The organism is Lapidilactobacillus gannanensis, assembly GCF_003946675.1.
Taxonomy (GTDB): domain Bacteria; phylum Bacillota; class Bacilli; order Lactobacillales; family Lactobacillaceae; genus Lapidilactobacillus; species Lapidilactobacillus gannanensis.
The window spans coordinates 1-21,613 of the sequence record NZ_RHOT01000038.1 but is presented as its reverse complement, the minus strand read 5'-3'; the positions used below and the strand labels follow the sequence as shown (position 1 = coordinate 21,613).

At 40.8% G+C, this 21,613-nt stretch carries 19 protein-coding genes; 3 read left to right on the top strand and 16 right to left on the bottom strand.

Features of this window, described 5'->3' with window-relative positions:
- Positions 1-133: 133 nt before the first annotated feature.
- Entirely contained in the window at positions 134-874 is a 741-nt protein-coding gene (locus tag EKM81_RS09300; RefSeq protein ID WP_125651039.1) for a hypothetical protein, read from the bottom strand.
- 249 nt (positions 875-1,123) lie between these two features.
- Here EKM81_RS09300 and EKM81_RS09295 point away from each other — a divergent pair, with 249 nt between their 5' ends.
- Complete coding sequence (locus tag EKM81_RS09295) at positions 1,124-1,612, top strand: DUF2507 domain-containing protein (RefSeq protein ID WP_125651037.1); 489 nt, start codon at positions 1,124-1,126, stop codon at positions 1,610-1,612.
- A 196-nt stretch (positions 1,613-1,808) separates the two neighbouring features.
- On the opposite strand, the gene trxA is transcribed toward EKM81_RS09295, so the two are convergent.
- The 14 genes from trxA to groES all read right to left on the bottom strand — a co-directional run bounded on the left by trxA (position 1,809) and on the right by groES (position 17,573).
- The gene (gene trxA, locus EKM81_RS09290; RefSeq protein WP_125651036.1) at positions 1,809-2,117 is read right to left on the bottom strand and encodes a thioredoxin; all 309 of its coding nucleotides are present in this window, start codon (positions 2,115-2,117) and stop codon (positions 1,809-1,811) included.
- Between the two features lie 150 nt (positions 2,118-2,267).
- Positions 2,268-4,622, bottom strand: coding sequence for an endonuclease MutS2 (locus tag EKM81_RS09285; RefSeq protein ID WP_125651034.1), 2,355 nt, complete (start codon positions 4,620-4,622; stop codon positions 2,268-2,270).
- 133 nt (positions 4,623-4,755) lie between these two features.
- The gene (locus EKM81_RS09280) at positions 4,756-5,298 is read right to left on the bottom strand and encodes a CvpA family protein (RefSeq protein ID WP_125651032.1); all 543 of its coding nucleotides are present in this window, start codon (positions 5,296-5,298) and stop codon (positions 4,756-4,758) included.
- A gap of 29 nt (positions 5,299-5,327) precedes the next feature.
- Entirely contained in the window at positions 5,328-5,585 is a 258-nt protein-coding gene (gene zapA / locus EKM81_RS09275; RefSeq protein WP_125651030.1) for a cell division protein ZapA, read from the bottom strand.
- Between the two features lie 296 nt (positions 5,586-5,881).
- Entirely contained in the window at positions 5,882-6,208 is a 327-nt protein-coding gene (locus tag EKM81_RS09270; RefSeq protein WP_125651028.1) for a DUF1292 domain-containing protein, read from the bottom strand.
- Between the two features lie 8 nt (positions 6,209-6,216).
- On the bottom strand, positions 6,217-6,651 hold the full coding sequence (gene ruvX / locus EKM81_RS09265) for a Holliday junction resolvase RuvX (RefSeq protein ID WP_125651026.1): 435 nt from the start codon (positions 6,649-6,651) through the stop codon (positions 6,217-6,219).
- A gap of 1 nt (position 6,652) precedes the next feature.
- Complete coding sequence (locus tag EKM81_RS09260) at positions 6,653-6,910, bottom strand: IreB family regulatory phosphoprotein (protein ID WP_125651024.1); 258 nt, start codon at positions 6,908-6,910, stop codon at positions 6,653-6,655.
- A 69-nt stretch (positions 6,911-6,979) separates the two neighbouring features.
- A complete protein-coding gene (gene alaS, locus EKM81_RS09255; RefSeq protein ID WP_125651022.1) occupies positions 6,980-9,625 on the bottom strand; it encodes an alanine--tRNA ligase in 2,646 nt (881 codons plus the stop codon).
- Positions 9,626-10,012: 387 nt separating this feature from the next.
- Entirely contained in the window at positions 10,013-10,816 is an 804-nt protein-coding gene (locus EKM81_RS09250) for a hypothetical protein (protein ID WP_125651020.1), read from the bottom strand.
- Positions 10,813-12,162 carry a DEAD/DEAH box helicase gene (locus tag EKM81_RS09245; RefSeq protein WP_125651019.1) on the bottom strand — a complete coding sequence of 450 codons (1,350 nt, stop codon included), beginning with the start codon at positions 12,160-12,162 and terminating at the stop codon, positions 10,813-10,815. The genes EKM81_RS09250 and EKM81_RS09245 overlap by 4 nt, the downstream gene beginning before the upstream one ends.
- A 14-nt stretch (positions 12,163-12,176) precedes the next feature.
- A complete protein-coding gene (locus tag EKM81_RS09240) occupies positions 12,177-13,139 on the bottom strand; it encodes a DHH family phosphoesterase (RefSeq protein WP_125651017.1) in 963 nt (320 codons plus the stop codon).
- Positions 13,140-13,141: 2 nt separating this feature from the next.
- Positions 13,142-14,467, bottom strand: a complete 1,326-nt coding sequence (locus tag EKM81_RS09235; RefSeq protein WP_125651015.1) for a DRTGG domain-containing protein — start codon at positions 14,465-14,467, stop codon at positions 13,142-13,144.
- 1,120 nt (positions 14,468-15,587) lie between these two features.
- Positions 15,588-17,225, bottom strand: coding sequence for a chaperonin GroEL (gene groL, locus EKM81_RS09230; RefSeq protein ID WP_125651013.1), 1,638 nt, complete (start codon positions 17,223-17,225; stop codon positions 15,588-15,590).
- Between the two features lie 63 nt (positions 17,226-17,288).
- Positions 17,289-17,573: a co-chaperone GroES gene (groES, locus tag EKM81_RS09225; protein WP_125651012.1), complete on the bottom strand. Its 285-nt coding sequence runs from the start codon at positions 17,571-17,573 to the stop codon at positions 17,289-17,291.
- Between the two features lie 319 nt (positions 17,574-17,892).
- On the opposite strand from groES, the gene EKM81_RS09220 reads away from it, so the two are divergent.
- The gene (locus EKM81_RS09220; RefSeq protein ID WP_125651010.1) at positions 17,893-18,552 is read left to right on the top strand and encodes a CPBP family intramembrane glutamic endopeptidase; all 660 of its coding nucleotides are present in this window, start codon (positions 17,893-17,895) and stop codon (positions 18,550-18,552) included.
- A 119-nt stretch (positions 18,553-18,671) separates the two neighbouring features.
- Here the strand turns inward: EKM81_RS09220 and EKM81_RS09215 are convergent, their stop codons facing one another.
- Positions 18,672-19,349, bottom strand: a complete 678-nt coding sequence (locus EKM81_RS09215; protein ID WP_125651008.1) for a redox-sensing transcriptional repressor Rex — start codon at positions 19,347-19,349, stop codon at positions 18,672-18,674.
- A 256-nt stretch (positions 19,350-19,605) separates the two neighbouring features.
- On the opposite strand from EKM81_RS09215, the gene EKM81_RS09210 reads away from it, so the two are divergent.
- Positions 19,606-21,510: an ABC-F family ATP-binding cassette domain-containing protein gene (locus EKM81_RS09210; RefSeq protein ID WP_449813980.1), complete on the top strand. Its 1,905-nt coding sequence runs from the start codon at positions 19,606-19,608 to the stop codon at positions 21,508-21,510.
- Positions 21,511-21,613 lie beyond the last annotated feature (103 nt).

Genomic DNA, 21,613 nt, shown 5'->3' with positions numbered 1-21,613 from the left:
ACTGAAAGGATGTTTTTTTCGCTAAAGCTTCTCTGACCCCCACAAGTAAAACTTGTGGTTGCATTTCTACATAAGAAAGCCAAAAAAATCACCCGACTAATAAATCTAGTCAGGTGATTTTTTATGGGCTGAATTAGGGCTTCAGAATGGCATAAGCCTTGCCAACAAAGTCCTCAACACTTGGCGAATCAGCTAAAACTAAGGAAACTTTAGGATAGTCAATAAAATTCGTTAAGATATCAAAGTGCCACTCATAATTGTCCGTTGTATTTGAATAAGAATTGGTTTGCGCACTCCCAACTGACAAACCAGTATCACCGATTGCCGTTGCCATCCCGACACTACTGGAATCCCCTTGAGTATAAGAACCAGTGTGCAGTCGTTCACGGCTTACTTCTTTGATATTTCCAGTATTATAAGCAACCAAGGTCCCGTCATCAAGATCAAAATAAGCAAATTGTTGGTCAGAGTAAATCAGACATTTATGATAAGTACGATAACTATGCCATTGACCGGAAACCAATTGATCAGCCACAGGATTAACAAAGTGATCCGCATAGCCATAATAAGTCGAATTATAGCTGGATTGAACTTGACTTAATTCATCCTTCAAAGTCATGGCTTTTTTGCCGTTACTGCGAAAAATAACTGCCGGAAAAATAAAAATAATGCCAATAACTTCAAAAAATCCTAACACTGCCAAAATGATTGAAATAATTTGAATGGTCTTGTAGTTACTAAGTTTTTTATTAACTTCGGCCTGCTTTTGTTGTAAATTATTCAATGCTTGCTGGCCTTCATCAGAATCCTCAAATCTTGGCAAGCCGGTGAAACGATAAATATCTGATTTAAATGGTAACTCAATTGCAACCATTGCCCTAACCCCTCTTGTTTGTAATTGTTGTTAAAGCCATTTTTTATTGACATCCGGCTACTTCTGCCCCAAACGTCGGTAACAGCCTCAAAATGCTATTTTTATTATAGGCCTATTATCTTTCCCTGCGCAATGTTAAATGCTGACTTTTAAAATTGCCGAAACCATCTTTTTCTTGCTAGCCCAAGAGTTTTCTTTGTCAGCCAGCCATAAAACCAGTATAATAGTTGATAGCTTGGAGGATGGACAATGAACTGGGAACAATTACAACAACAACTTGTTAAAGATCCAACTGCTTTTCAAAATGAATTCAGTCGCGAAATTGTTTTGCCTTTATTATTAGGACAAGACACCGCTGATTTAACTTACTGGCTAGGCAAAGAAATTGCCCGCCGCTTTCCATTAGGTACTTGGTCTGACTTACAACAATTCTTTACCGTGGTTAATTGGGGTCAACTAGAATTAACCCAACAAAAGAAGGCAACCACCACTTTAAAATTAACTGGTGCTATTGTTAATCAACGTTTGACCAATCCTAAAAATACTGGTTTTAATTTGGAAGGTGGTTTTTTAGCCCAATCATTACAACAACAATTGGGCAACTTAACTGAAGCAGCCTATGAGGTCGATAAACGCCATCAGCAAATTAATTTCACTTTGAAAACAGATCCCCATGATCCAACTGATGATAAAATAACCAACTTTTTAAAGTTTCATGCGCCTGAAACAGACGAATAATTTCAACAGAAAAAGAGTCTGGGACATCAGTCTGTTTTCCAAAAAATAATCCGAACTTTCACTGCTGAAACGTGTTCTCAAAAGGCAACCGGTTCCGCTTAACGCAAAAATGCCGAGCAATTCTAACGAATTGTTCGGCATTTTACGTTAATGCTCACCGGCTGACCGCCTTTTGGCACACGCTCTTTTTGGTTGTTTATTTATATTTAGCTAAAGTTTCTTGAAGTTGTTCTTTGCTGTGATAGCCAACTAACTTATCAACAACTTCACCATCTTTTTTAATGATTAAAGTAGGAATTGCCATAATCCCAAAAGATTGTGGTGTTTGCGGATTTTCATCAACATCCATCTTTGTAAATTTAACAGTCTTATCTTCGCTCTCAAGAGCCTCAACAACTGGTGACTGCATCCGACAAGGGCCACACCAAGTTGCCCAAAAGTCAGTTAAAACAACCCCATGATCAGTTTCCTGAGCAAAAGTTTTATCAGTAATTGCTTTTACCATTAGATTACCTCCATTCATGACTACTTTATAATCATAATCAGCCACGTTCAAAAATGCAACGATTTTGCTTACTAATAATAACCTTGCCATTTACTTGTCAAAATAACGACAACTCACTAGGCGCTCCTTGATTCTTGCTATCACTAAAAATTACTTAAAGAAAACAATTGTCGCACCATTGCCACCAGCAGAGGCCGGGGCATACTCAAAGCGTTTGACACGGCGGTTTTGTTTCAAATAATCCTGAACGCCTTGACGAATAGCACCGGTTCCTTTGCCATGCACGATGGTCACAGATTCATAGCCCGCCAGTAATGCAGAGTCAATATAACGATCTAGGTTAGCTAAGGCTTCCTCATAACGTTGTCCGCGTAAATCTAGTTGTGTTGCCACGTGATGATCACTACCACGAACAGTCACTACTTGCCGACTTGGTTCAGATTGCTTGGCTTGCAATTTTTCTAACTCACGTTCTGGAAGTTTCATTTTTATAATGCCCATTTGGACTTCAAATTCGTGGGCATTAAATTTCTGAGTGACCACACCAACTTGACCATAGGAAAGTACACGCACATCGTCACCAACGTGAATTTCTTGCTGTCGTTTGGCTTTCTGTAAAACACGATTCTTCTTTAAATTATGATCTTGATGTAAATTATTTAACTGACTCTTAGCCGCAATCAGCTGATCTTCCTTAATCCCCGAGCCACCCTGTAACCGAAGTTGCCGTAACTCATCAATAATTTGTGCAGCTTTTTTTTGGGCCTGATCAACTAATTCATTGGCCTGATCTTGCGCTGTTGCTAAGCGTTGATCTTTTGTCCGATTGAATTCTTGCCAGGCTGAATCCAGTTCTTGATGCAATTCAGTTGCTGCTTGCAATTCTTCTTGTAAATCCTGATCCGTTTGTTCTGTCTGTTTGCGCTGTTGCTCTAGACTACTGATCATATTGTTTAGATCTTGGCTAGCACCGTTCATTAACCCCTTAGCTGCAGCAACAATTGCCTCAGGCATCCCCAGCCGCCGCGAAATGTCGAACGCATTTGACCGACCAGGAACACCAATTAATAAACGATAAGTCGGTTTCAACGTATTAACATCAAATTCCATGCTGGCATTGATTGTTTCTGGCCGTTCATAACCATAGACTTTCAATTCAGGATAATGCGTTGACGCGACAACATAAGCACCAGTACCACCGAGATAGTCCAGAATCGCAATTGCCAGACTAGCACCTTCTTGAGGATCAGTCCCGGCACCTAATTCATCTAGTAACACCAAATCTTGATTGTTGACCTGGTCTAACATACCAATGATATTTTCCATATGCGCTGAAAAAGTACTGAGATTTTGCTCGATTGACTGTTCATCGCCGATATCCGCAAATACCTCACGGAAAATACCAACTTGACTCTCCTCACGAGCGGGAATAAATAATCCTGACTGCGCCATAAGCTGAATCAGCCCCAGCGTCTTCAGAGTAATTGTTTTCCCACCAGTATTAGGTCCGGTCACCACAATGGTCTTATAGTCGGCACCAATCGCAATATCGTTGCTAACCACCTTTTTGGCATCTAATAACGGATGACGCGCCTGCAATAAATTAACATGGTTTTCTGAATCAATTAATGGTTCGGTGGCCCGTAATTGGGCTGCATAATGTGCCTTCGCGTCAATAAAATCAAATTGACCTAATAGATACTCATTACTTTTAAGCTCATTCGTATATGGCGCCAACTCAGCTGACAACTCAGCTAAAATCCGTTCAATTTCTTGCTTCTCGGCCAGTTGAACTTGGCGTAACTTATTATTCATTTCCAAAACACTTTGTGGCTCCACATAAACAGTTTGTCCACTAGCACTCTGGTCATGAATAATCCCACCAAATTGACCACGATATTCAGAGCGAACAGGAATAACATAACGTTCATCACGAATCGTGACGATGGGCTCACTTAAATATTTCGCCTGGCTACCACGAGTGTATCCGTCCATGCGCGCCCGAATTTGACTTTCTTGCCCATGCATTGTTTTTCGCAAATCTTGCAAACGACTAGAAGCAGTATCTAGCACCGTACCATCAGATTCCAAAGATCGTCTTAATAGTTGACTTTGCGCTGGTAAACTTACTAAATGGTCAGCTAATTCTGGCAATGCACGTAATTCAATATCTTCATCTAAGTCACGGAAAAAGTTGATGACCGCATTGGTCGCTTGCAAACTACGACTAATAGCTGCTAATTCTTGACCATTTAGACTCGCACCAATCTCCAAACGACGCACCGGGGCATCCAAATTAACTAATTGTGCAATTGGCAAGCCACCTTTTAACCGTAAAATATCAGCGCCATCCTTGGTCTGATCCAACCAAAGTTGGACCGTCGCTGCATCATGACTTGGCACTAAGCTTTTCAAAGTTTGCTCGCCCATTTCTGTACGTAGAAATAGCCGAATTTGTTGTTTAATTTTGTTGAATTCTAAAATTCTTAAAACACGTTCATTCATTTTTTATTGTCACCACAATTCTTCTAATCTACTTCATTCAAAAAGGTTCACTAAACAGTACTAGCACTGAACTCACGTTCATTTATCAAAAGAGCGTTGCCATGCTAGCAATCATTAAAATCATTTTACAAATTTATGCCGCCACAATCCAAAGTTGCGTTGCCCAATGAGTCAAAAACGGCGTATACCGCACAATCAAAGTCGCAATCCACGAATGGCTTAACATATTCTGAATTCCTGGTACCGGAATCAAAGCCGTCAAATACAGTAAAAAGAATAGCGCCACATAAGTATTCACAAAAGCTAAAAATAAGCCACCAGCTAAACTAACATGCTGATCCAGTGGATAATAAGCTAAATTATTCAGAAAGATCATGATGAAGTGAGTGACTAACCAGCCTAAAACTAAAATCATCAAAAAAGCGCAGCCACGATAAAATGCCGTATCTAATCCTAAGCCGACTTCAGTTGAAAAGAAAGCGAAATGACTGTCTAACGATGCTGAAGGATACGGAATCAAAAGTGTCAACTTACTACCCAAAGTTCGATAAAAAATCCTGGCAAAAATCAATGTCAGGAGAAAGCCAATTGTATAGGCACCTTCTAAAAAAATTCCCCGCCGCGCACCAACGTATAAATTGTAGACAAAAATCAAAATAATTAAAAAACTTAGCATATTTTCCTCGTTGAAATTAGTCTATCGCACTACTTTTTGCGACGTTTTTGCTTGAGTTCCTCATGAGCAACCTGTTGAGCAGTCAAATTAAACGCCAATAAAATTGCCGCATCCTCACTACTCAAAAGCTGATCATGTTGTTTAATCTCTAGTAACTGCTGACTCACCTGAGCCGTCACCCGATCCAAAAAATCGACTGAACCCGGACCGACAATCTGATACTCGCGATGATTAATGATGGCCTTATAGGCCCGATTCTGCTTCGTCATAATCCACCCAATCACCATTTCTATAAACTCTTCTATATTTTATCACTAAACCCACATTCCACCAAATCAGAGTGTGAGGAGTTGCGGGAGCGCGCGTAGGCTAACTTCAAATATTTTGATGAGCGGTGTCAACCGATCATTGAAATATTTAAGTTAGCCATAGCACGCTGCAACTCCGAACACGTTTCAGTAAATCGCAACAGCTGCCACGCTACTGACCCTTACCACTTAAGCTGATAACTCAAAAAAGATTCGGTTTGCGCCGAATCTTTCTTTAATTCATGCTATTCAATTCGTCTGGTGCTACCAATCAACTAATTATTTAAGTTCTCGTCATTCAAGAACACATCAAGGACACCTTGAACCATATCCCATTCAGCATCGTCTTCAATTGGTTGAAGTTCACCATCAGTTGCATCACCGTTTTCATTAGGTGTGTAGGCAAATGGATAAATATCCGTTTCCTCATCCTCAGCGGCATCAGCGGGAATCAACAAGACATAAGACCGATTAAAGTCCTCAGAATCAAAAGTAAATAATACTTCATATAATTCTTCGTTACCCTGATCATCAACTAAAGTAACTTGACGATTATCCTCGTCAAAATTACTGAAATCGGTAATATTTTGATTGTCTGACATAAATCCTCCTATTTTTGCTGCGTTAAAGGGCCATGAGCATCTAAATAATTCTGTAAAATAACGACACTCGCCAACTTATCAATGACTTGTTTTCGCTTCTTACGCGATACATCGCCAGCAATCAGCACTCGTTCAGCCTGAACAGTTGTTAGGCGCTCATCTTGATAATCAACGGGCAACCCAAACTTATGAGCTATTCGCTCACCATAAGCCTGGCTGCGTGCCACCCGTGGACCACTAGTATTATTCATATTTTTAGGTAAGCCCAGCACAAAACCAGTCACTTGATATTCCTCAACCAATTTCTTAAGGCGTTTCATACCAAAGTTCTCATTAGCTTCATCAATGGCAATAATTTCCACGCCCTGCGCGGTCCAACCTAACTCATCACTAATGGCGACACCAACTGTTTTTGACCCGACATCAAGTCCCATTAAACGCATCTTATCGTTCCTTATTCAAATATTTACGTACCAATTCTTCAATGATCTCGTCACGTTCATGCTTCAGAATCAAATTACGCGCATCATTATGGCGAGGAATGTAAGCTGGATCACCGGAAAGCAAATAACCGACGATTTGATTGATCGGATTATATCCCTTTTCTTCGAGGGCTTGATAAACACTTTCTAAGGTATCTTTCACATTTTTTGATTCATTTTCATTAAAAGAAAAGGACATTGTTTTATCCAATTCACTCATGACTGTCACCTCACTCTACCCAAAATCATACCTGAAATCGTTTGAAAATACAATGATTGTTATTGATACTTAATCTTGTTTTTCTAAAAATTCTTGGGCCGCTTGTAACGCTTGTGGCAACTTATCAGCCTCTTTACCACCAGCTTGGGCCATATCAGGGCGGCCACCACCGCCACCACCAATTACTGGGGCAATTGTCTTAATGATCACACCGGCCTTAATTCCCTTAGCAACAGCCTCTTTAGCAACTGCAACCAATAAATTAACTTTAGCGCCTTGAGAAGTGCCAAGCACTAAAACGTCGGTTTGACTCTGATTACGCCAATTATCAGCTAACTGCCGTAGCTCGTTCATTGATACATTAGGAATCAACGCTGTCGCCAATTGATAGTGACCAGCTGTTACCACATGCAACTTATCTTGCGCTTCTTCTTGGGCCATTTTAGCCTTAATATTTTGCAAATCACGTTGCGCATCTTTTAGGTCCTGTTGTAAACGACTGATCTTATTTGGTAATTCTTTTAATTGTTTCACTTTCAAATCAGCCGCAACATTTTGCAACATTTGATCATGTTCATTCAAATATTGGTAAGCTTCTTTAGAAGTTACCGCCTCAATTCGGCGAACACCAGCACCAATTGCCGATTCCGAAGTGATCTTCAACAAACCTAGTTCAGCAGTATTTTTAGCATGGGTCCCACCGCAAAGTTCCATTGAATAAGCGCCAACTTTAACTACGCGGACACGTTCACCATATTTTTCGCTGAATAAAGCAATTGCGCCTAGCTTCTTTGCCGATTCTAAATCAGTTTCGACAGTAGTCACTGGCAATTCCGCCCAAATTTTTTCATTAACAATTTGTTCAACCTCAGCTAATTGAGCTGCACTAACTTGACCCAAGTTAGTAAAATCAAACCGCAAATAATCAGGTTCAACTAAGGAACCAGCTTGATGAGTATGCTCGCCCAACACATCGCGCAAAGCTTGGTCCAATAAATGAGTTGCTGTATGATTACGGCGGACCTTGCGCCGCCGTAATTCGTCAACGGCTAACTGATAGGTTTGTCCTACGGTTAAGTCCGCTAATACTTCAACAGTATGCAAGTTCTGACCATTAGGTGCATGCTGAACATCAGTGACTTTGGCCAAGAGATTACCGTTAGTATCTTCAATGGTGCCCCAGTCAGCCACTTGACCACCCATTTCAGCATAAAACGGTGTGCGATCAAAAATCAATTCAGCGGTGCCACTAGTCAAAGTTTTAACTTCTTGACCATCTTGTAAAGCAACAACTAATTTAGCATCAGAAATAGTAAGATTGTCATAACCGACAAATTCACTTGGCTCTTTTAAAGCCATTAACGTTTCATTTTGAGACCCCATTGATTGTAAATCACCGCGGGCGGCACGAGCACGATTCTTCTGCTCGGCCATCGCTTGATCAAACTCAGCCTGGTTAACTGTCAAGCCTTCTTCATCAGCATATTCAACCGTTAATTCAATTGGAAAACCAAAAGTATCAAACAATTTAAAGGCATCGCTACCATCGATCACGGTTTTGTTGGCAGCTTTCTGAGTCGCTATCAATTGATTTAACAAAGCTAGCCCATCAGTCAAAGTCGCACTAAACCGAACTTCTTCAGACTTAATCACTTTAGCAATAAAACCTTCTTGTGCTTCAACTTCTGGATAATAGCTGTTCATGATTTTGCCAACAACTGCCACTAATTCAAACAAGAATGGCTTGTCAATTCCTAAGCGACGACCATTAAGTACTGCCCGCCGAATCAACCGGCGTAACACATAGCCACGTCCTTCATTGGATGGCAAAGCCCCATCACCAATGGCAAAACTAACTGCCCGCGCATGATCAGCAATGATTTTGAAAGCAATATCCGTTTTTTCAGCATCACCATATTTAACTTGACCACTAATTTCTTCAGTACGATGAATGATCGGCATGAATAAATCAGTTTCAAAATTAGTTGGGGCATGTTGTAAAACTGAGACCACTCGTTCAAGTCCCATCCCCGTATCAATATTTTTATGTGGTTGCTCAACATAGCGACCATCAGCTAAATGATTGAATTCAGAGAAAACAATGTTCCAAAGTTCCAAGTAACGTTCGTTTTCACCACCAGGGTAATTCTCTGGATCGTCTTCAGCAACATTATTGAATTCTTGACCACGGTCATAGAAAATCTCGGAATCTGGGCCACTAGGACCCTCGCCAATATCCCAGAAATTATCTTCAACTTTAATGATATGATCTGCTGGCAAGCCAACGACCTCATGCCAAATTCGTTGAGCTTCGGTATCTTTTGGATAAACAGTCACATACAACTTAGCAGGATCTAAATCTAACCATTTTGTTGATGTTAGAAACTCCCACGCCCAAGGAATCGCATCTTCCTTGAAATAATCACCAACTGAAAAGTTACCTAACATTTCAAAGAACGTTTGGTGACGTGCGGTTTTACCAACATTTTCAATGTCATTTGTTCGAATACTCTTTTGTGCATTCGTAATCCGTGGATTCTTAGGAATGACTGTGCCATCGAAATACTTCTTCAAAGTTGCCACGCCAGAGTTAATCCACAGCAATGTTGGATCATCATGAGGCACTAGTGAAGCACTTGGTTCAACATCATGGCCCTTTGATTTAAAAAAGTCTAAAAACATTTGCCGAAATTCAGCACTTGATAATTCTTTCATCAGTAAAATCCCTTCTTGATTCTTAAAATAATATAAAAACACCGTTGCTATCAAGGACGCCTATGCGCGGTACCACCTTGTTTGCAACGATGTTCATCGTTTACCTCTTCATTAAAAGAACGTATTTAATTGGTACTTAGGGAGCATCAAACGTGCTAACTGGGAATTTCACACCACCAATTCCTCGCTGAGCAGTTGCCACACGTTGACATATCTTAAGTCAACCTAATTATAGTGAACTAGTAGAAACCTGTCAAATGGAAGTTCAAAGTAGTTTGAGCAAGTGTGAAAATGATGATGATGTTAACTGGGGAAGCACTGACCGATTTTTTATCCAGGGTCGTCGTAAAATTCAACTCGCTGACTGCAAACGTCTCGTTCTTGATGTCAGTCTAACTGCACATTCAAAACTGTGCGGTAATAATAATCAGCCGTCAAGACAACTGGCAACTCAGCTGCAACCGGAGCCAACCCCACCTTATCAGGGCCACGATGAAACGGATTGGGCTGAATTAAAGCAGGATCCGTTAACAATTCCGCAGCCATCGTGGAATTAAACCGTAATCCTAGGCCCAACAGACTGTCACCAGATTTATCATCAATTTGCCAAGCAACGCTAGTTTGATTAGCAAATGCAGCTGCCTGCCACTGATTGGCGGTTGGTAAGTTACCACCCTCACGCCGCAATTGTTGTTGCAAATCGCTTTGCGCCCAGAATTGACGTTGATAAACAGCAATCACCTGATCCTGATCAACAAAAGTCAAATGTTCACTGGCCCATTCTGTTGGCTGTGCAAAGGGGTTCAAAGTGTGCGTCGGTCGTTGCAAAAAATCAGCTATTTCTTGCTGATAATGCTTCAACGCAAATTGATTGGTTATTGGTTGTCCCGAAACAGGATCAATCGTTCCTAAAAAGTAATGATTGGCGGGAATGGCATTAGCACTAATTAAAAACGGTGCCACTGCGACTTGTTGTTCATTGGCTAACTGACCGGGCTCAAAATAAAACTGACGCCCATTCAAAGCAACTTGCCAAGTTTGCAACCCTTGGTGATTTTTCAAAGGTGCAATTGTCCCCACTTGCCACAAAGGATGCACAAAATAACGTAACATTTGTTCAAACAGACCACGCTGTTGGGCACTAGTTAATTGTTGCCACTGTGACCAATATAATGCTTCTTCCGTAATCATCCGCGTTGCCGTTTCTGCTTCTTATGCAAGTTGCGTTCAACCCGTTCAGCAATTTTCTTCTTACGCCGCCGGTCATCATTGATTGCCTGTTTGATTTTTTTCTTGTAGCCTGGCTTTACTTTACGATGTTGCTTCTTCACGTAACCAATCATATTAGGATCTAACCGATCATGAGTTGCGGTTCGTTGTTCACGTCGACGCCGATCATAACTAGTCACAATTTGACCGTCATGCAAAGTTTTAGGAATAAAATTAATGCCCAGCTTTTCCAGTTGATGAACGCGACCTTCTTCTTCCGGACTGTATAAAGTAATCGCAGTACCATCCAAGCCATTACGACCAGTCCGACCAACACGGTGAATAAAGAATTCTAAATCACGGGGAATATTAAAATTAATAATTAGTGAAACACCAGGAATATCAATTCCTCGGGCCGCTAAGTCAGTGGCGACCACATATTGAAATTCGAGGTTTTCAATTTGCTTCATCACTCGTTTGCGCTCACGTGGTTGCAAGCCACCATGAATCTTAGCAACTTTTAATCCTGATTGCTGTAACTTAATCGTGATTTCGTCAACTTCTTCTTTAGTGTTCGCAAAAATCAACGCTAAATAAGGTTGACCAACATTAAGGATTTTCTCAACTAACTTAACCTTGTCGCGGCCTTGGCTAGCAAACAACCAATTTTCCACATTAGGATTGATGATTGTTTTCGGTGTTAAGTCAACTTCGGCCGGATTGCTTAAGTATTTTTTCAGAAATGGTTGTAATTTATCAGGAATTGTCGCTGAGAAGACGGCCATTTGCAGGCCTGTCGGCATTTTGCTAGCAACTGCATCAACATCTTTTAAGAAGCCCATATCTAAAGTCATGTCAGCTTCATCAATTACTAAAAAGCGAACCTGGTCTACTCGTAAGGCTGAACTGGAAACCAAATCTAAAATTCGACCTGGCGTCCCAACAACGATATCAGGTTGTTGCCGCCGTAATTTTTCAATTTGGCGTTCTTTATCACTGCCGCCCACATACAAGTGAGTCCGCCATGGCAACTCACTAGCCTCAATCAACTTGCGGGCTGCTAAATAAGTTTGGTTGGCCAGTTCCCGACTTGGTGAAGTAATCACGATTTGTGGTAGATCATCACCTTTTTCCAACTGCTCAATTAACGGCAATAAGAACGCATGTGTCTTGCCACTACCGGTTTCTGACTGCACAATGGCATCACGACCGGCCAATAAAATTGGGATCACTGTTGCTTGAACTTTTGTTGGTACTTGAAACTTGATTTTAGCAAGCCCACTCTGTAACGCTGAGCTCAGGTTAAAACCAGTAAAATTTTCACTCATATTTTTCTCCTAAATTAAGCTTGGCCATCTTCAAATGCTTGGCCCGCCGCAATCATCTCGGCAATAATTTGTTTGACCTCAGTCAAGTCAGTTGCACTGGCACCACTAGCCAGCGGATGACCACCACCATGATGTGCTTTGGCAATCTCATTGATTACTGGCCCCTTAGAGCGGAAATGAACCCGATAAGTGCCGTCAGGCTTCTCAACATATAACGACCACAGCAACACTTCTCGTAGCCGTCCTGGTGTTGAAACCACGGAATTCACTTGATCATCACGCACTTTTAATTGTTGCAATAATTCCTGTGAAATCACTAAATGAGCAGCACCATGACCATCAAAATCTAAACGAGCAAAAACAACAGCCTGGAGTCGTGCTTGATTCAATGAAATTTCATTTAATGTTTGACTGACATTACTATGATCAAAATCGTAACTAACTAGTTGCGCCGCCACTTCAAAAGTATGCGTGCTCGTTGCCGGATATAAGAAACGACCGGTGTCACCAATGATACCAGCATATAAAACTCGTGCTGCCTCTGCATCAAGACTTAGTTCATTTGCACTATGATTAATTAAATCAACAATAATCTCGGAACAGCTTGATGCAGCCGTGTCAACATAATAGTAATCACCATAAGCGTCATCATTCGGATGATGATCAATTTTAATCAAGAAATCGCCTTGATCAAACCGAGCATCACTAACCCGTGGCGTGTCAGCTGTATCTGTCACAATAACAAGTGCTCCTTGATAAAAATCATCTGGGACTTCTTCAGGTGGTGTCAACCAATCTAGGTCACCAACATCACCGCCAACTAACCGCACCTGCTTATTAGGAAAACTATGTTTAATCGCCTCGCCCAATCCACCTTGTGAGCCTAATGCATCTGGATCGGGATTCTGATGACGATGAATAATAATTTTATCATATGCTTCAATCTTCGCAACAATTTGTTTAAAAGTAGCTTCCATAATTAAATCTCCTCAATAACTTGACAGCCAACAATTGCTTTGGCCACTAATAAATGATCTGAATAAACATTAATATCAAAAGTCGTCCGGCGACGATTCGCATTAACCACATCTAAATGAATCGTTAATTCATGGTCAAGTTGAACTAATCGCCAGTAATACAAATTCATTTGATCGACCATGCTAACTTTTTGTTGATAGCGCCGTAGGGAGCGGGTTGCTGTCAACGTCAGCAATTCTGTCAACACACCCACGGCTAACGTACCTTGCTCATTAGCCATCTGGGGGGTAACCATCGCATGCCAATCTGGAAAGTCACTATCCTGACTAACTACTTTTTGTGGATCAACAAACAAAGCCTCACCAATCTGAGCCGTTAGTGTCCACGTGCCAGTCTTCGGTGCAGGCAAGTCGTGATTTTGAACATCACCGCGATTGACGACACCAATTAAATCAAAATTATGATCGACCACTGGCAAAATATCAATCGCATTGGACATCAATAAATGAATCGCATTGGCCAAAGAAGTATGCCGGGTAACTGTAATTGGACTTTTGACCATCGCCTTATCCAAACTGGTACCCTCGCTTAAATTCTGCACATCACGATAAGTAATCACACCAACTAGCCGGCCCTTATCAGTAACCACAGCAAAACGTGACTTATTTGTCTGCCGTCGCAGCGCTAAATAATCGGCCACCCGCTGTGATTGACGTAAAACTTGAATCTGCTCCAGAGGTTCAAAAACATCATTCACGAGTAAAATATCTTGTTTGATATTTTTATTCGATAATTCGCGATTAATCAAACTAGCCACGGTGTAAGTATCATAGTTTGTGCTAATCAATGGTAACTTTGCTTGATCTGCCAAAGCTGTATTACTGGCTACAGCATCAAACCCACCTGTAATCAATACCGCTGCACCATGCTCCAAAGCGATTCGCTGTGCACCAGAACGATTACCAACGATGACTAACGACATTGGCGAGATGTAAGGAATCATCGCTTCTTCAGTCATGGCACCAATCACAAACTTATTCAGCGTCTTTTTTAAACCCTGCGTGCCACCTAAAACCCGGCCATTGATCAGATCCAAAATATCAGCAAAGGACAGTTCCTCGATTTTTTTCGGCCGCTCCTTTTCAATTCGAACTGTACCAACTCGTTCGATAGTTGCGACCAAACCATTTGCTTCGGCTGATTTAATCGCCCGATAAGCAGTTCCCTCACTAACCTTTAAGTTATGGGCAATTGAACGTACCGAAACTTTTTGGCCAATGGGTAATGTTTCCAAATAATGAATAATTTCTTCATGTTTTGTCGCCATTTCATCACCTACACTATAACAGTTTACCTAAGCTTTAGTATATCTGTTTTAGTTCATAAAGACAAAGCTAATTGATGGTTGTCTTGAATAAATTTTGGGTTGATTTGAGTGCAAAGACACTAAAATCTGATGAAGGTGTTGAAACAGAATTGGTTCTGACTGCATTACGGGCTGCTTGTCGTGGAAGGCGGCGGCCATCGATTTGAGCTAATTAAACCCCACGTCCAGGAGCGTTAAAAACCGGTGAAGTTTTTGAAACGGAATTGGTTTTGACTGCATTTTGGGCTGCGGGTTGTGGAACGCTGTCGGCATTGATTGATGCCAATTACAAATCCAAGTTCAAAAGCGTTAAAACCTGGTGAAGTTTTTGAAACAGAATTGGTTCTGACTGCATTGCGGGCTGCGGGTTGTGGAACGCGGCGGCCATCGATTTGAGTTTTTCTTCGAAAATCTTAAATTCGAGGCTTATTGTAAGTGCTAAAGCACTAACAATAATTTCGCGGCTGACAACCCGGTCCCTCCATTCCGTCTGGAGCTAAGTTAGTGACTTCCACTGTGGTTAGTATTTAAGGCAGTTCTAGTAGAATTGAGCAGCTTAATTCACTCGGCTGTAATAATTGAGTAGTAAGACAAAAATAGCCTGTATGATGCCTTTCAATTTTATTTCGAAAGATTGTCACACAGGCTTTGTTATTTACTGCAATCTGGCTTTCTCACAGTGGTGCTCAATTCTGTTAGTTTCATCTGGTGGTTGCTGGGCGATTGGCGTCAGGTAAGGGGCTTTCTTTGCGCACGAGCGATTTTGCGAGAAGCAGTGAAATTTGACTTGCTGCTTTAGCAGTTAGTCAAAGCCTCGTATTTGAGATTGTTGCGTTAGCAATAAGCTCAAATCGATGGCCACGCCGTTCCACGCCCTCTAAATCGCCCAGCAACCACCTTCTCAAATTGGGGAAGACCTGGCACTATTTTACGTTCCACAAACCGGGGAAGACTTGACACCAGTTTAAGCAACAGTAACAGCGTTGTACAACCACTGATACCAATAAAAAACAGTACTCAAACCCCGCAGGATTTAAATACTGTTTCAATTTACCTATTAAATTTATCGTAATCGGTTAGATTACATCATGCCACCCATACCAGGTGCGCCAGCAGGCATTCCTGCACCAGCTGCATCATTCTTTTCTGGTTCTGGCTTATCAGCAACAACTGCTTCAGTTGTTAACATCAAAGCTGCAACACTAGCTGCATTTTGTAAAGCAGAACGAGTAACCTTCGTTGGATCAAGAATTCCAGCTTCGATCATGTTTTCCCACTTGTCAGTTGCAGCGTTGTAACCTACTTCATTAGCTTGGTCCTTCATATGCTCAACGATAACTGAACCTTCAAGACCAGCATTTTCTGCGATTTGACGAACTGGTTCTTCCAAAGCACGGAGAACAATGTTGATCCCAGTTTGAACATCGCCAGTTTCTTTTAACTTAGCAACTGCAGAGATAACATTGATCAAGGCAGTACCACCACCAGCAACGTAACCTTCCTCTACAGCAGCCCGAGTAGCGTTCAAGGCATCTTCGATTCGATACTTGCGTTCTTTCAATTCAGTTTCAGTTGCAGCACCGACATTGATGACAGCAACACCGCCAGCTAATTTAGCCAAACGTTCTTGTAATTTTTCTTTGTCAAAGTCAGAAGTTGTCTCAGCAATTTGACCCTTGATCAAGTCAACACGTTCTTGAATATCAGACTTGCTACCAGCACCTTCAACAATTGTTGTGTTGTCTTTAGTAACAGTAACCTTGCCAGCCTTACCTAATTGTTCAAGTTTAGTATCCTTCAATTCCAAACCTAAATCACTAGTAATCACAGTACCACCAGTTAAAATAGCGATATCTTCCAATTGGGCTTTACGACGATCGCCAAAACCAGGAGCCTTAACAGCAACAACATTGAATGTCCCACGAATCTTGTTCAAAACAAGTGTTGGTAAAGCTTCGCCTTCAACGTCATCAGCAATGATTAATAATGATTTACCTTGTTGAACAATTTCTTGTAACATTGGCAAGATATCTTGAATATTGCTAATCTTCTTGTCAGTGATCAAGATATAAGGGTTGTCTAAGTCAGCTTCCATCTTGTCATTATCAGTGACCATGTATTGTGACAAGTAGCCGCGATCAAATTGCATCCCTTCAACAACGTTTAAATCAGTTTCAATCCCTTTTGATTCTTCAATGGTAATGACACCATCATGACCAACTTTTTCCATCGCGTCGGCAATTAAATCACCAACTTCTTTGTTAGCTGAGGAAACAGCAGCAACTTGAGCGATTTGGCTCTTGTTTTCAACTTTATGAGCAATCTTGTGTAATTCGTCAACAGCAGCTTTCGTTGCCATTTCAATCCCTGAACGGATACCAACTGGGTTAGCGCCCGCAGTAACGTTCTTCATACCTTCGCGAATAATTGCTTGAGCCAAAACAGTTGCTGTTGTGGTACCATCGCCGGCGATGTCGTTTGTCTTTGAAGCAACTTCAGAAACTAACTTAGCACCCATGTTTTCAAAATGATCATCTAATTCAATGCTTTTAGCAATTGTTACACCATCATTAGTAATTTCTGGTGAGCCATATGATTGTTCCAAAACAACATTGCGGCCTTTAGGTCCTAAAGTTGTTTTAACAGTATCTGCTAATTTGTCAACGCCGCGCAACATTGCAGAACGAGCGTCTTCAGAAAATTTAATTTCTTTTGTCATTAAAATTGCCACCTTATCTATCTAAAATTTGGAAAATAAATTTTTAACTTTTAAATTGTCGAATTAGTCAACAATTGCCATGATATCTTTTTCGTGAAGAACTAAATACTTAGCATCTTCATATTTAACTTCAGAGCCAGCATACTTATCAAAAAGAACTGTTTCGCCTTCCTTAAGTGATAATGGTACTTGTTTGCCATCATCAGTTACGCGGCCAGCGCCGACAGCAACAATCTTGCCAGTTTGTGGTTTTTCTTTAGCATTGCTTGCTAAGACGATGCCACCGACAGTTTGTTCTTCTGGTTCTTCAACAGTTACGATCACACGATCTCCTAATGGTTTTAACACTGAGAATCCCTCCGTTAATTGTTTTTCTTTTTTAGCACTCAATGTCATCAAGTGCTAACTACAAAATTCATGATAACATTTCTAGAAGTGAATGCAAGTATTTTTTCTTCTAACTGATAAAAAATTGTTCCTCCTCACCTCATTTGCAACTTGCCAACACTTGGTTCAATTGCATGCCTAGCGCATTAGTTCCTAATAACATCATGTTTTGCTGCTTTTTCAACGAAATGTTAAGCCACCAGCTCTTTTTTAATTAGTAAGAAATTGTTATCATTAAAGAATACCTGAATGGTTATTTTGCATTGAGAAAGGAAACACCATGCAATATAAAAAAATTTGGAACAAAATTATCTGGATGTTACTAGGCTATGGTTTAGCGCTACTTTTACCAGCATTGGTTATCCAAGTGCTGCATCTTCAAGGTGCCGGCAGCATTAACCTCGAAGTTGCTTTAACGGCGTTACTAACTGGGCTGCTAATCTGGATTGACCGACGTACGACACGTGAAGCAGGGATTCCTGCCGATAAAAAAATCACCATCGGCGACTGGCTTGTCTATGGCTTTACAGGGTTATTATTGATTTACGGGGCGGAAATATTGGGAACTTTTCTCATTTCTGCGCTGTTCGGGATGCCGCAAACTTCGCAAAATACCACGCAAATTTTAAAAATCATTAAAAGTGCCCCAGCATTTACCATTTACGCCGTTATTTTAGCCCCAATCATGGAAGAATTAGTATTTCGGAAAACACTTTTTGGGGTTGGCCGCCAGATCATCAATCCAATTGGTGCTGCTTTAATTTCCAGTCTCCTCTTCGGTTTAGCCCATAATGATAATCGCTTTTTAATTATTTATTCAGGAATCGGTTTAGTCCTCTGCTGGTTATATAATCGTACTGGTTCAATTAAAGTCACGATGTTGGCGCATGCACTTTTAAACGGGATTACGATTGCTTTACAACTATTAATTCTGAAATAAATAACACATAAAGCACCAGTGAGCAGAGCAAGCTCACCACCACAACTGAATTCGCCAATTTAAGTACAAAAAAATAGCCATGACCAGAAGTCATGACTATCACTAGATTCAATCACAAATTAGTTGAATAACGGATCATTGGCTAACGGATTAACTAATGTACCATCTTCATTGAAATTATCCAAGAAGTAAATCAACGTTTGTAATTCATTTGCTAAATCAACGTTGTGGACCCGAACATCATCTGGTACGTTCAACCGCATTGGTGTAAAGTTCAAGATACCACGAACACCGTACTTAACCAATTCATCAGCGATCTCTTGGGCGTGATCAAATGGCACTGTCAAAACAACAATGTTGATTTGTTGATCAAGCAATTGTTCTTTTAATTCTGACATTGGGTAAATTGGTACACCACTATGAATCGTGCCAGTCAACTTAGGATCAACATCAAAAGCCGCACTAATGCGAATATTATTCGTTTGGCGGAAGTTGTAATTAAGTAATGCCTGACCCAAATTACCAACACCGACTAATGCCACGTTAGTTAAATGATCTTGATTTAAAAGTTTCTTGAAGAATTTCAATAAAGCATCAACATCATAACCATAACCACGTTTGCCTAGAGCGCCAAAGTATGAAAAGTCACGACGGATTGTGGCACTATCAACTTTAACCGCTTCTGACAATTCTGCAGAAGAAACTTTTGTCTTTTCACCGTCATGCAAAAACTGCAAATAACGGTAGTATAAAGGTAACCGACGCGCAGTTGCCTTTGGAATTTTTATTTCAGCCATTGCTGAAACACCTCAGTCTTTCAAAGAATATTGTAGTACATGTCAATCATCCAAAGTGATTATTCCACAATTTGTGTAAAGTTACAACACTAATTTCAACTTTTATCTTAAACAATTAGTGAAAATTATGCAATTAAAACGTTCAAAGGTTAATAAATAAGCTATTTTCTTAACATAATGATTGCCAAAATAAATTTTTTAATTTTTTCTTAATATCAAAATTTTATCGTATAATCATCAATGAAGTGAGGATTTAATGACCATGATAATTTTACAAACCCAACAAGTCGCCCGTTATTTTGGGGCTAAAACCCTATTCGAAAAAGCTAATCTTGAAGTTCAGGACCAAGGCCGTGTTGGTCTCGTCGGTGTTAATGGCTCTGGCAAATCAACTTTGCTAAAAATCATTGCCGGAATTGATCCACCTGATGCTGGTCAAGTAGTTTACAACAAAGGCCTGACTATTGGCTACTTAGCGCAGAATAGCGGCCTAGATTCTAATAAAACTATTCTTGAGGAAATGACTAGCGTTTTCGATTATTTGCGAGAAATGGCTGATCAGTTGCATCAAATGGAAGTCCAACTTGGCAGTGAGCCAAATAATCAAAAATTATTGAACGCCTATGACGATCTGCTTGTGAAGTTCAAAGCCGAAAACGGCTACGGTTATGAAGCAGAGATTCGCAATGTTTTAACCGGTTTTCAATTTCCAGCTGAGACTTTTGCTAAGTCAATTGCCTCACTTTCTGGTGGTGAGCGATCACGGTTAGCACTGGCTAAAATCTTATTACAGAAGCCAGATTTATTAATCCTTGACGAACCAACCAACCACTTAGATATTGAAACTTTAAACTGGCTCGAGAAATATTTGCAAAGCTACACTGGTGCACTTTTGATTGTTTCACATGACCAATACTTTTTAGATCATGTGACTAAAGAGATTTATGCGCTCAGTCAGCACGAATTACGCCATTATCACGGCAATTATAGCAATTACCTGAAACAACGTGAGCAGGACTTTCAACAAGCCACACAAGCTTATGAGCAGCAACAGGCTGAGATTAAACGGCTACAAACTTTTGTAGACAAAAATTTAACTCGGGCTTCCACCACCAAGCGTGCGCAAAGTCGCCGGAAACAACTGGAAAAAATGGATCGGCTGGTTAAACCACAAGATGAAGAAAAGTCCCTGCACTTTCATTTTGACATTACTAAAGAAACTGGTAAAGAGGTTCTGGGTGTACAACAACTTGCAATTGGTTACGATCAACACGCCATGGTTAGTCCAATCAATTTTGATGTTCGTAAGGGCCAACGTTTAGCTGTGATTGGCGCCAACGGGATTGGTAAATCGACCTTAGTGAAAACCTTGATTGGTAAGATTCCGGCAATCCAAGGCACTTATAAATTTGGGGCTAATGTGGAGATTGGCTATTATGATCAGGATTTAACCCAATTAGATCGCAGTAAAACAGTCTTGGATACTATTTGGGATGAGCATCCCCTATTACCAGAACAGCAAATTCGCAACGTTTTAGGTAGTTTCTTGTTTAGTGGTGATGATGTCTTAAAAGTTGTCCATCAGCTGTCTGGTGGCGAAAAAGCTCGGCTGCTGTTAACAAAACTTGCCATGGAGCAACGTAATGTCCTGATCATGGATGAGCCGACCAATCACTTGGATATTCAGAGCAAAGAAGTCCTCGAACAAGCACTGCAAAATTTCTCTGGCACCTTAATTTTTGTTTCCCATGACCGTTATTTTATTAACGAGTTGGCTGATCAGGTCTTAGATATCCAGGCCGATGGTAGCCATCTTTATGCTGGTAATTATGACTTTTATTTAGAAAAACGCCAGCCAGAAACTAACACTGCCACCACAACAACCGTCATTTCTGATAATCAAGCCCAATTTATTGCTGACAAGGAACAGCAGAAACAACGTCGCCGGTTAGAACGAGCCGTGACTGCCGCTGAAGAAAAAATGCAGCAATTAGCACAACAGGATGATGACCTGCAGGCAGCCATGGCACAACCCGAAATTCAAGCAGATTTTGGCAAATTAGCCGATTTACAGCAACAACTTGAACAAGTCCAAGCTGCCGAAGAAGACGCTGAGAATGCGTGGCTACAAGCTGCCGATGAATTGGAAAATGCCGAATAAGGCGGTGTGCTTAACATTTTAGCTAAAGTAATCATCCACCCGCATAGCGGGTGGCTTTTTATTAGCCCTAGAAGGGCTTGCCACACGCAAAAAGCCCCTTAAA